At 42.7% G+C, this 12,950-nt stretch carries 10 protein-coding genes; all 10 read right to left on the reverse strand.

Features of this window, described 5'->3' with window-relative positions:
• Positions 1-24 precede the first annotated feature (24 nt).
• Positions 25-1,125 carry a tRNA 2-thiouridine(34) synthase MnmA gene (mnmA, locus tag ACIRUQ_RS08310; RefSeq protein ID WP_055289576.1) on the reverse strand — a complete coding sequence of 367 codons (1,101 nt, stop codon included), beginning with the start codon at positions 1,123-1,125 and terminating at the stop codon, positions 25-27.
• Positions 1,126-1,266: 141 nt separating this feature from the next.
• Positions 1,267-1,713, reverse strand: a complete 447-nt coding sequence (locus ACIRUQ_RS08315) for an Rrf2 family transcriptional regulator (protein ID WP_055289574.1) — start codon at positions 1,711-1,713, stop codon at positions 1,267-1,269.
• A gap of 103 nt (positions 1,714-1,816) precedes the next feature.
• Positions 1,817-3,127 carry an O-acetylhomoserine aminocarboxypropyltransferase/cysteine synthase family protein gene (locus ACIRUQ_RS08320; RefSeq protein WP_022036036.1) on the reverse strand — a complete coding sequence of 437 codons (1,311 nt, stop codon included), beginning with the start codon at positions 3,125-3,127 and terminating at the stop codon, positions 1,817-1,819.
• A 152-nt stretch (positions 3,128-3,279) separates the two neighbouring features.
• Positions 3,280-4,215, reverse strand: a complete 936-nt coding sequence (cysK, locus tag ACIRUQ_RS08325; RefSeq protein ID WP_021739175.1) for a cysteine synthase A — start codon at positions 4,213-4,215, stop codon at positions 3,280-3,282.
• A 336-nt stretch (positions 4,216-4,551) separates the two neighbouring features.
• Positions 4,552-5,628, reverse strand: a complete 1,077-nt coding sequence (locus ACIRUQ_RS08330; protein ID WP_022036038.1) for a helix-turn-helix domain-containing protein — start codon at positions 5,626-5,628, stop codon at positions 4,552-4,554.
• Positions 5,629-5,972: 344 nt separating this feature from the next.
• Positions 5,973-7,145 carry an ATP-binding protein gene (locus tag ACIRUQ_RS08335; protein ID WP_172679876.1) on the reverse strand — a complete coding sequence of 391 codons (1,173 nt, stop codon included), beginning with the start codon at positions 7,143-7,145 and terminating at the stop codon, positions 5,973-5,975.
• A 12-nt stretch (positions 7,146-7,157) separates the two neighbouring features.
• Positions 7,158-7,919: a ThiF family adenylyltransferase gene (locus ACIRUQ_RS08340; protein WP_044963491.1), complete on the reverse strand. Its 762-nt coding sequence runs from the start codon at positions 7,917-7,919 to the stop codon at positions 7,158-7,160.
• 581 nt (positions 7,920-8,500) lie between these two features.
• Positions 8,501-10,597 carry a heavy metal translocating P-type ATPase gene (locus ACIRUQ_RS08345; RefSeq protein WP_055289572.1) on the reverse strand — a complete coding sequence of 699 codons (2,097 nt, stop codon included), beginning with the start codon at positions 10,595-10,597 and terminating at the stop codon, positions 8,501-8,503.
• Between the two features lie 2 nt (positions 10,598-10,599).
• Positions 10,600-10,905 (reverse strand): DUF6110 family protein, encoded by a 306-nt coding sequence (locus ACIRUQ_RS08350; RefSeq protein WP_021739181.1) that lies wholly within the window; start codon positions 10,903-10,905, stop codon positions 10,600-10,602.
• Positions 10,906-11,029: 124 nt separating this feature from the next.
• Positions 11,030-12,823, reverse strand: coding sequence for a 1,4-alpha-glucan branching protein GlgB (glgB, locus tag ACIRUQ_RS08355; RefSeq protein WP_404856479.1), 1,794 nt, complete (start codon positions 12,821-12,823; stop codon positions 11,030-11,032).
• Positions 12,824-12,950 lie beyond the last annotated feature (127 nt).

Genomic DNA, 12,950 nt, shown 5'->3' on the forward strand with positions numbered 1-12,950 from the left:
CGCTGCGTTAAAAATGTTCCGTTTTTAACTGTATCTTTTTGCGATCTCTGTCTCAATGATCGTCGCTCCGCCGACAACCACATCGCCATCATACAGAACCACCGCCTGGCCACAGGTAATGGCACGTTGCGGCTCATCAAATACCACACGGATCTTGTCCGGCTCCGGCTGTGTCACAGTTGCCCACTGTTCTTCATGACGGTAGCGCACTTTGGCTTTCACGCGCATTTCCCCTTCAATATGATCCACGGAAATAAGATTCACATCATTTGCGATCAGTTCTTTGGAAAACAGATCTTCGTTTCTTCCCAAAATAACCTGATTTTTCACCGGATCCACGGCTACCACATACATAGACTCTTTTAATGCAAGACCGAGTCCTTTTCTCTGCCCGATCGTATAACGGATGATTCCTTTGTGACGTCCCAGCACATTCCCCTCCAGATCTACAAAATCTCCTTCCGGATAGGTCTTTCCACGATACTGTTCAATGAAATCTGAATATTTTCCGTTTACGACAAAGCAGATATCCTGGCTGTCATGTTTTCTTGCATTGATAAAACCCTGTGTTTCCGCAATTTCTCTGGCCTCAGTCTTATGCATGCCGCCCAGCGGAAACTGCACATGTGCCAGTTGATCCTGTGTCAGAGAATACAGTACATAACTTTGATCTTTGCTCAGATCTACGGATTTTTTTAATAAGTAACGTCCGGTTTCCTCATTATATTCAATCTGTGCATAATGTCCGGTGACCACATAATCATAAGACAGCTCTTTTGCACGCTGAAACAGTTTTTCAAATTTCAGATAACGGTTGCAGTCAATGCATGGATTCGGTGTACATGCATTCTCGTAAGAACATACAAATTTCTCCATCACTTCTTCTTTGAAGCGATCTGAAAAATTAAATACATAATAAGGCATTTCCAGTGCCCGGGCCACACTTCTGGCATCTTCTACATCATCTAAAGAACAGCAGGTATGCTCTCTGCATACAACCACATCCTCATTCTGAAACAGCTTCATAGTAGCGCCGATACACTCATATCCTTTTTCTTTCATTAAAAAAGCGGCTACGCTGGAATCAACGCCGCCGCTCATTGCGATTATTGCTTTTTTATTCAAAGGCTACGTCTCCTTTTTATCATACTATTCAAGAATCTACGGATTATATCGCCTGTATCTTCCAGTCATGATATAACCCCATGTTATCCTAGTATTATAGTATTTTTTACTGATAAAAATCAAGTAGTAGCATATATTTCTTTAGATATAGTACATACTTTCGTCGTACTTTTCAAATTCCTGATATTCTTTCACCAGATCTGCCAGTGTCAGATTCATCAGAATCTGATCCAGCTGACGGTTCACCTCATCAATTACCCGTGTCTGAATGGCCGCTGCAATTCCTTTACAGTCACTCTCTTCTGCCGTATCTTCATCTGCAATGTGATAAGTTCCATCCAGGGCTTCCAGAATCTCAGCCACAGTAATTTTCTCTGCCGGATGATTCAGCAGATAGCCCCCCTGCGGACCTTTGATACTTTTGACAATACCTGCCCGGCGCAGTGCAGCAAATACCTGCTCCAGATACTGCGGAGAAATATCATTTCGTTCCGCGATGCTGTTTAATGCCACATGTCCATTTTGGGAATATACGGATAAATCGATCAGAGAGGTTAGTCCATATCTGCTTTTTTTCGAAAACTTCATTTTTATAATACCTCCCATACTCCAATTTAATTCTACATCATTTAATTTAACAGGCGGATTGCAGTAATACAACCCGCCTGAATTTCTATATTTTTTTCATTTTTTACTGAATTGCTTTGAAAGCTTCATCCAGATCCTGAATGATATCGTCAATATTCTCTGTACCGATAGACAGACGAATTGTGTTTGGTTTGATTCCCTGATCAGCAAGTTCTTCCGGTGTGCACTGGCTGTGTGTAGTTGTTGCCGGATGGATCACCAGAGATTTTACATCTGCAACATTTGCAAGCAGGGAGAACAACTCCAGATTGTCGATGAAGTCTTTTGCTTTCTGCTCGTCACCTTTGATTTCAAATGTGAAGATAGAACCACCGCCATTCGGGAAATATTTTTTGTATAATGCCTGCTGGCTCGGATCCTCAGATACAGACGGATGATGTACACGCTCTACCTGTGGATGGTTGTTTAAGTACTGAACTACTTTCAGTGCGTTCTCTACGTGACGCTCTACACGTAAGGACAGTGTCTCAAGTCCCTGTAAGAACAGGAAAGAGTTGAACGGAGAAATGGTTGCTCCGGTATCACGCAGTAAGATTGCTCTGATTTTTGTAACGAAAGCTGCCGGTCCAACAGCTTTTGTGAAGCTGATACCGTGATAACTTGGGTTCGGATCTACTAAAGAAGCAAATTTTCCGGATGCTTCCCAGTCGAATTTACCACTGTCTACGATCACACCACCAATACTTGTTCCATGTCCGCCGATGAATTTTGTTGCGGAATGAACAACGATATCTGCGCCGTACTCAATTGGGCGAACCAGGTATGGGGTTGCAAATGTATTGTCGATTACCAGCGGAATCTTATGCTCATGAGCGATATTTGCCAGTGTCTCGATATCCACTACATCAGAGTTCGGGTTCCCAAGTGTCTCAATGTAAAGTGCTTTTGTATTGTCCTTGATTGCTGCTTTTACTTCGTCAATATTAAACGGATCTACAAATGTAGTCTCGATGCCGTACTGCGGAAGTGTGTGCTCCAGCAAGTTGAAGGAACCACCATAAATATTTTTTGCAGCTACGATATGATCTCCGGCCTGAGCAAGATTTTCAATGGTATAAGTAATCGCTGCCGCTCCGGAAGCTACTGCTAATGCTGCAACGCCGCCTTCCAGTGCTGCCATTCTCTGCTCAAATACGTCCTCTGTCGGGTTTGTCAGACGTCCGTAAATGTTACCTGCATCTGCAAGTCCGAAACGTGCCGCTGCATGATCGCAGTTGCGGAATACATAGGAAGATGTCTGATAAATCGGTACTGCTCTTGCATCTGTAACCGGATCCGGATTCTCCTGTCCTACGTGTAACTGTAATGTCTCAAATTTAAAATTTCTGTCTTTTCTTGCGATTTTCTCTGCCATTTCTCTCAACCTTTGCCTTTCATAATCTGTCCTGTTCAGGATCTGCTGTCTGCCATCCTGCTGTTGTCTTTGTTTCACAGATTCTGATAACAGTTCAAATTCACTTGAACGTATCAAATCACTCTAAAACATTCTTGCTCTCACAGTTTTTTCTATTCCTCTGTGAATAATGGTGTTGAATAATATCTGTCACCTGTATCCGGTAATAATGCTACAATTGTTTTTCCTGCAAATTCCGGACGTTTTGCCACCTGAATTGCTGCGGATAATGCTGCTCCGGAAGAAATTCCGACTAAAACGCCTTCTTTCTTTGCCAGAAGTTTTGCTTTTTCAAATGCATCATCATTTTCAATTGTAATAATCTCATCATATACCTGTGTATTTAATACGTCCGGTACAAAACCAGCGCCAATACCCTGAATTTTGTGAGCTCCGCTCTTACCTTCGGAAAGTACCGGAGATGTTGCAGGCTCTACTGCGATAATCTTGACATCCGGATTTTTGGATTTCAGATATTCGCCTGTACCTGTTAATGTTCCGCCTGTACCTACACCTGCGATAAATACATCTACATTTCCGTCTGTATCGTTCCAGATCTCCGGACCTGTGGTTGCTTTGTGTGCTGCCGGGTTTGCCGGATTTACAAACTGTCCCGGGATGTAGCTGTTTGGAATCTCTTTTGCGAGTTCATCTGCTTTTTCAATGGCTCCTTTCATTCCTTTGGAACCTTCTGTTAAAACAATCTCTGCGCCATAAGCTTTTAAGATGTTTCTTCTCTCAACACTCATGGTCTCCGGCATGGTAAGGATGATTCTGTATCCTTTTGCTGCTGCGATGGATGCAAGACCGATACCGGTATTTCCTGAAGTCGGCTCAATGATAACAGAACCTTCTTTTAATAATCCTTTTTCTTCAGCGTCCTCAATCATTGCTTTTGCAATTCTGTCCTTGACACTTCCTGCCGGATTGAAGTATTCTAATTTTACAAGGATTTTAGCGTTGAGCTCCTGATCTTTCTCTACATTTGTAACTTCAACCAGTGGTGTGTTACCGATTAAACCAAGTGTTCCTTTATAAATGTTAGCCATTGTTTCGTCCTCCTATAAATCATATCTGTTTTCTATGTTTTATTTGTTGAGTGTATTATATTCCCATTATTCCTATTTGTCAACTAGGTTTTGAAAGTTTTTTATATTTTTTCACAAAGAATACCGTAAAACCGCGTAAATACTGGGTATATGGCTGTTTCTATTTTTCAAAAATGACAAAAAAGGACCTTCTTCAGACGTTTTTCTGTCCAAAGAAGGTCTTTTTTGTTTCACCAACTTATCAGGTATGTTTTATATTTTATCTTATTTTTTAACTCGGATAGCTGCTACAGCGCAGTCATCTGCTGACTTTCTCCACTTTGGGCTCTGCAGAACTTATCTTCTCGATAAAGACATTATAGCAGAAACCGCACCACATAGCACCCCTGCGCAGACCCAGATGATCCAGGTCACATCCCATCGATTTGTCAAAAAGCTGACTGCCAGATAGATTGCGGTTACAGAACGCCAGTAAATTTTGGAAACCTGTTTTCTTCTGCCACTGCTCTGCTTATTTTTCACGCTGTAGTCCTCTTCCTCCAGCAAAATCTGGTAACTTCCTGTGATTGTTCCTGACCACACAAAGAAAAAAGTTGCAATTGCCACAAATATCAGCAGAACGGCAAGACTGTAGATATAATAAATATCCGGCATGGAAAATGCTGCCATCAGCATCATCGGCACCACACTGACAATGGAAAGAATCACACCGGTCACCGTGCATTTACGACTCAGCGGGGCAAATTCCTGTTTTTCTTCCAAAACCATCTTTCGAACTTCCTCTTCCGCTACGATATGCTGTGTTTCAAAAGAACAAAAGCGTTCCTGATGCGCACCCTTAATGATAAAAATTGCGACTGCCACAGCCACTATGCCCAGAAGGATCGCAACGCCCATTCCACCTGCCATATCCTCCGTGATCGGAAGCACCTTATATTCTGCCATTCCGCCAAGCAATAAAAGCCATACCGGAGATAATATACACAGAAACGTTCCTAATGCGATCCACGGGGCTTTGTGTTTTGCCCATTCAAGATAATCCCTTGCCTCCTGCATAGAAACATGATGCGTTGGAATTTCTTCACTTCGTGTATCTTCTCCAAATTGCTGCTGCGTGCTATTTTGATTACTACAAAAATTTGTCATACCCGACGTATCCGTTTTCATCTGTTCATTCTGTAAATCTTCAAATGTTGTTTTTCTCTCGTTCAACTCCATTTCTTCTTTTAAAAGAGTGTCTGTGGATACACCAAAAATCTCACTCATCTTTAAGATTTTATCCAGATCTGGCACGGACGCTCCGCTCTCCCATTTCGATACAGACTGTCGTGATACAGAAAGCTGCTGCGCCAGTTCTTCCTGCGACCAGCCGCGTTGCTTTCTCAATGTCATAATTTTTTCTGCAAGTTTCATAACCCTTGATACCTTTCCTAGTAATAAATATAAGAAAGTGTGCTATCACACATTTGCGTGCTTGTAATTATCAATAGCACATCTTTCTTATTCGCGCCGAGCACGTTTAACCGAGCTTTCTAAGCGAGGGCTACTTCTTGAACTGTGTTCAAGAAGGGTAATTTCTTTTCGTGCGAGTGTGCATCGTTTGCATGGAGTAAAGCGGACATTCGCAATTCGCTTTCGCTATTTGCTCATGAACACAGTCATCTTGCAACCTGCGTTCATTATACGAAAAATCCCGATTGACAACCACCAATTACCCTTGAAAATCCGTCAACTGGCAGTTGCATCTTCCAGTTTTTTTAGTTTTCCTCTTTTTTCTCTATTCTATCGTAATCATCCAGGAAATGATGTTTCACACCATCTTTCTTGTATGCAATGACGGTGCTTAAGTTCACATTTTCCACGCTTTTGAAAATATTGGATTCCACAAACGGATTTGTCTCTTTCAACTGACGGATCAGATTTTTCACTTCCACACGTTTTGATGTGTTCTCACTGCCGCAGGTGCTGCAGGTATCAGTAAACTTACATGCACACTGAATAAAGTGCAGGTCATTACTATCACGCCATTTTTTGATATCATCCTCACGAATCAGATACAGCGGACGGATCAGCTCCATGCCTTCAAAGTTTGTACTGTGTAGCTTTGGCATCATGGTCTGCATCTGAGCTCCGTAGAGCATACCCATCAGAATGGTCTCAATGACATCATCATAATGATGGCCCAGAGCAATCTTGTTGCAGCCAAGCTCTTTTGCTTTGCTGTATAGATGTCCGCGGCGCATTCTCGCACACAGATAGCACGGTGATTTTTCTATATTGAATACCGCATCAAAAATATCCGACTCGAAAATAGTGATCGGAATATTCATTCTCTTTGCGTTGGCCTCAATGATCTGTCTGTTTGCCAGGCTGTATCCCGGATCCATTACCAGAAACACCACTTCAAAGTTAAACTTATTATGGCGTTTCAACTCCTGGAAAAGTTTTGCCATCAGCATGGAATCTTTTCCCCCGGAGATACAGACTGCAATCTTGTCGCCCTCTTTTACCAGCTCGTACTCACGTACTGCACGGGTAAAACGACACCAGATGGTTTTCCGGAACTTTTTGCGGATACTCTGCTCGATTTCCAGATACTCCGGTGTCTCTTCTTCCTTTTTGGCTTCTTCTTTCTGTTTCATGGCTTCCATCAGCCAGGCTAAGTATCCACCATTCAGACTTTTTGCATCCACGCCGGCTTCCTGCAGTGCTTCCGCTGCCGGAACACTCATCTCACCTTTCTGGCAATAAATAACAACTGTCTTATTTTTATCAATTTCCTGTGATTCCGGCAGTTCCTCTGCACTCAGAGCCACACTGCCCGGGATCACACCATAAGAACGTGCACGCTCATCCCGGATATCAACTAACTGATAGCTGTTTTCCGGCATCGCAAACAGTTCCTGTACAGATAACTGTATTTCTCCCATATAATCTCCTTTCTACTGCGGTAATTCTGTCAGATCTTTTGTAATCTCACCTGCAATGATGAGTCCGACTACTGACGGCACAAATGCAAGACTTCCCGGAATCTGACGTCGCACGGTACATTTTCTTTCTGTTCCCGGTGGGCAGACACAGTTGTTTTTACAGCTGTTTTCGGAATCTTCGATCGGAGTCATTGGTTTTTCTTTGGAATAGACAACCTTCAAGTGATCAATTCCGCGTTTTTTCAACTCACGGCGCATCACTTTTGCTAATGGGCAGACCGAAGTTTCATAAATATCTGCCACTTCAAAAGCAGAGGCATCCATCTTGTTTCCTGCTCCCATGGAACTGATGATCGGCACACCTGCTGCTTTTGCCTGCTCCACAAGCATCAGTTTTCCGGTGACGGTATCGATTGCATCTACCACATAATCATACTGTGAAAAATCAAACTGATCTGCAGTATCCGGCATATAAAATGTCTTATACGTGTTGACAACCGCCTTCGGGTTAATCTCCAGAATACGCTCTTTTGCTACATCTACTTTATATTTTCCAATTGTTTTTCTTGTTGCAAAAATCTGACGATTTAAGTTTGTCATACAGATCCGGTCATCATCGATCAGATCCAGTGTTCCAACGCCCACGCGAGCCAGTGCTTCCACAGTGTATCCGCCGACGCCGCCGATACCGAATACGGCCACTCTGGCGTTGAACAGGCGCTGCATGTTGTCTTCTCCCAGAAGCAGTTCCGTTCTGGAAAACTGGTTCAACACAGCCGGGCGCGGCTTATGCGCACATTCTGTATGCAAAGAAGTATTTTCTTCCATAAATATTTATCCTCCATCGTACTTTTGATATTATTCGAACATTTCAGAACCCATATTTTTTGTAAGATTCTTTATTGTTTACTATTTTACTATGAATTAATTGCCTGTGATAGTATAGCGGATTTTCACACAAAAAACAATTACTTCTCGGAAAATAAACAATTTTCGTAACGATTCAGAGCCAGAAAGTTTTCCAGAAAAATGCGAATTATGTTTGCAAAATTCAAGTCGAACGCACGTGAGACTTGGTGCGTGATTCTGGTCAGCGTAAGCTGACATATTCTTCTCTGAATCACTGCACATCCTCGCGGAGCGTTTATCTCAGTCGGAGATTGTACTCCCACTGAGAAAGACTTGTTATTACTCACCACTTGCAGAAGTGGGAGTCTTCTCGACTGAGATAAATAGTTTTCCAGTGAGAAGCCAACATATACAAAAGAGAAGTCCGTAGAATCTTTTTTCAAAATTCCACGGACTTCTTATACTTACTTAAACACAATCGCTTGTTCAACACGACATGCTTTTTTTTATTTATTTATTTTTTCCTGCTCATCCAACAGATTTTCCATACTCTTCAATCCAATATACAAAGTAGACGTATTATGTAGCAAAGAAGATGTGGTTGGCTGAATGATTCCGCCAACGCCAAGTGCGATCAGTCCTGCATTAAATCCCACAATAAAACGATAATTACGATGAATACGCTGCATCAGCCTGTTGCTGATTTTCTTCAATGTCACAATCTCATGCAGATTATCCGCTGCGATGGTAATGTCTGCAATCTCACGGGCAATGGCTGCACCATCACTGATGGCCACACCTGCATCTGCGGCAGACAGAGCCGGTGAATCGTTGATTCCGTCACCGATCATAATAACTTTATGACCAAGTGCTTTCTCCTGCTCTACAAAATTTGCCTTATCTTCCGGCAGAACTTCAGAATAATACTCATCCACGCCGACTTTATGTGCGATTGCTGCAGCCGTACGTTCACTGTCTCCCGTCATCATGACAATTTTTTGGATACCATTATCACGCAGATCCCGGATTACATCCGCTGCTTCCTCACGTACCGGATCCTCAATACAGATAACAGCTGCAAGCTGCTGATCAATAGCCATGTACAGACAGGAGCACTCCTCCGGCAGGTTGTTAAATATCACTTCTTTGCCTTCCGGAATCACACATTGCTCATCTTCAAATACAAAATGATAACTTCCGATCACTACACGTTTTTCTTCCATAAAAGAAGAAATACCATGTGCTACGATATATTCCACCTTGGAATGCATTTCCTCATGCTCCAGCTTTTTCTGTTTTGCTGCTGTCACAACAGCTTTTGCCATGGAATGTGGAAAATGTTCTTCCAGGCAGGCTGCGATACGAAGCAGCTCTTCCGGCTCGGAATCGTTGAATGGAATAACATCAATCACTGTCGGTTTTGCTTTTGTCAGTGTACCGGTCTTATCAAATACAATGGTGGTTGCTTCTGAAACTGCTTCCAGATATTTTCCACCTTTGACGGTAATGTCACACTGCTGTGCTTCGCGGATTGCGGAAAGCACAGAAATCGGCATTGCCAGCTTCAGTGCACAGGAGAAATCTACCATCAGGATAGACAGTGCTTTTGTGACATTTCTGGTAAGCAGCCAGGTCAACAAGGTACCACCCAGGGTATACGGAACCAGCTTGTCTGCCAGATGCTCTGCTTTTCCTTCCAGATTCGATTTCAGTTTTTCGGAATCCTCAATCATGGTAACGATCTTCTCATATTTTGTAGCACTTCCGGTTGCTTTTACACAGATGGTAAGCTCGCCCTCTTCCAATACAGTACCTGCATAAACATAAGAATCTATGCTTTTTGCAACCGGTACAGATTCTCCGGTCAGAGAAGCCTGATTTACGGTAGCATCGCCCGTCGTTACCACACCATCAAAAGGAATAATGTTTCCGGCATGAACAATGATCTCATCGCCTTTTTCAATGGTTGACGCAGATACCAGAATTTCCTGATCTCCAACTTTCTGCCATACTTTTTCTACGTTCAGAGACATGCTGCGCGCCAGATCGCCGACGGATTTCTTATGCGTCCACTCCTCGAGCAGCTCGCCGATGCCAAGCAGGAACATGACAGAACCTGCCGTTCCCATATCCTGACGAAGCAATGATACCGCAATCCCCGTTGCATCCAGAACCGCCACATCCAGTCGACGGTGACGCAGACTCTGCAGACCCTTCCATATATAACGGATGCCATTCACAATGGTGATCACATTTCGAATCGGTGCCGGCAGGATCAGCTTTTTCCCATAATGCCATACAACCTTACAAATTAATTTTTCTTTATATTCTGAGTTTAACTCACGTCCCGTGCTCTCCAGATAACCTTCCGGCACTTCCACCATCTGATATTTGAAGGTACACAATAAATGAATCATCGCAGCCCGGTCTCCGTTATAACTGATCACAACGTCCGCTGTCTGTTCGTATACTTTTGCGTCTACTACAAGATCAGACTGCTGCAGATAATACTGCAGGACGTCAGCCTGCTCATATGTCATGCGCTGCTGCGCCATATGAACCCGAAGACGTCCTTTTATCTCATGCTTGATCACAAATTTCATTATTATTCTGCCTGTGCTTCCTCAGTCTGAGTTTCTTCTGCCTCAGCTACTTCTTCATCCTCTACATATGCTTCCGCAGCGGCACGGTCAGCATTGATCTGTTTTGCCTCAGCAAGAATATCTCCTGCATTTTCCTGAACAGTTGTTGCTGTTTTTACTACGGTATCTTTGGCACGCAATACAGCAGCAGTGCATCCTGTGTAAACTTTTTTAGCATCTTTGCTTGTAAGGATTTTGATACCTGCTGTTCCAAAAGCAAGACCTGCTACAAAAAGACCAACTTTTCCTGCATTAAATTTTTTGAACATAATATTTTTCCTCCATTTGCGTGTTTTAATGTTTATCCTCTATTATAGCATCGCAATTGGATATTTCAATTTTTTTCACCTTATTGATATTTCTTATCATTAACCACCTGTTACTTTCCGTTATTTATTTTTCCACCTGATAAAAACGTGCACTGTATGCCGGTAACAACATCGAAATCTGTCCCTTTTTCACTGTCAGATCTTTCTGATACCCCGGGTGTCCCTTTTTCATTTCTGTATCATCACTGCTATAAATCAGTTTTAGTTTTTTTGCATCGGAAATCTTCATAGTATATTCCTGCTCCCCGGTATTTCCAAAATGGAACACTGCAACAATCCGTTCCTTTTTGCTCTTCCGTTCAAAGGCATAGATGCATTTTTCTTCCTGATGGCAGTCGATCCATCGGAACCCATCCTGTGCATAATCAGCTTCCCACAACGCCGGATGTGCTTCATACACGTTATTCAGTTCCATCATAAAATGATGAAATTCTTTGTGCTTCGGAAATTTAAGAATCTCCCAGTCCTGCTGGCGTTTTTCATCCCATTCACGGAACTGTGCAATTTCATTTCCCATAAAATTCAGCTTTTTGCCAGGATGTGCATACATATACATGTACATTGCCCGGGCCTGTGGAAATTTTTCTTCATAGTCACCACTCATTTTCTGAATAATGGTCGCCTTGCCATGTACCACTTCATCATGAGACAGCGGCAATATATACGCTTCATTATAATAGTACATCATGGAAAACGTAAGTTTATGATAGTTTGCAGAACGATACTCCGGTGCTGTCCGGAAATAATTCAGTGTATCATTCATCCATCCCATATCCCACTTATAGTCAAATCCGAGTCCGCCGTCACACACCGTTTTTGTCACTCCCGGATAAGAAGAAGAATCCTCTGCCACCAGCATCGCTGTCGGAAAACGGTCTTTCAGCCCCTGATTCATATTCTGGATAAAAGAAACAGCCAGATTATTCACACCTCTCGCTTCATTTCCCTGCCAGTAAATCAGATCGCTCACCGCATCCATCCGCAGACCGTCAAAATGATATTCTGCCAGCCAGTATGCTGCGGCAGACTGCAAGAAGCTTCGCACTTCTCCTCTTGAATGCATGAAATTGCAGCTTCCCCACTCGCTGTAACCGACATCCTGATTCGGATATTCGTATAATGCAGAACCATCGTAATTCCACAATGCATAAGCATCCACTGCAAAATGCACCGGTACAAAATCCATGAGCACACCGATTTTGTGTTTATGGCAGGCATTGACAAAATACCTCAGGTCATCCGGTGTTCCGTAGCGGGATGTCGGTGCAAAAAAGCCGGTATTCTGATACCCCCAAGATTCATCGCAGGGATGCTCACTCAATGGCATCAGTTCTACATAATTGTATTCGTTTTCATTCAGATACGGAATCAGCAGATCTGCCATCTCCCGATAAGTATACCATCCTTCCGGATCATCATTCACTTTTTTTCTCCAGGAACCGAAATGTACCTCATAAATATTCAAAGGTGCTTCCCGATGAATGGAACGTTTTTTCATCCATTCTCCATCTGTAAAATGATAGTTCTTTGTATCATAGATAATGGATGCACTGTTCGGACGTAACTCCGCATAAAATCCATATGGATCACAGTGATCGATGCAGCTTCCGTCCGCTCCGTAGATCTTATATTTATACATCATTCCTTTTTGTGCATTTTCCGCATAACATTCCCAGAAGTTACCATCATGTACTTTCTGCATCGGCGTCTCCTGCCAGCCATTGAACTCACCGATCAGTGATATACGCTGTGCATTTGGTGCAAATGTCCGGAAAACCGTTCCTTTCTCACAGGCATGTGCCCCCAGAAAACGATATGCTTCAAATTCTTTTCCCGTATAAAATCCATAAAAATCCATATGCTCTCTCCCCTCTTAAATCGTAACAATCTTTTTACGATAAAATTTCCATTTATCAACTGTGGTTGTTTTTCCATCTCAATTCTATTATAATTATAAATAAAGAAAACACATTTGAACAGAAACA

The sequence above is a fragment of the Eubacterium ramulus genome (assembly GCF_045002895.1).
Lineage (GTDB): Bacteria > Bacillota > Clostridia > Lachnospirales > Lachnospiraceae > Eubacterium_I > Eubacterium_I ramulus.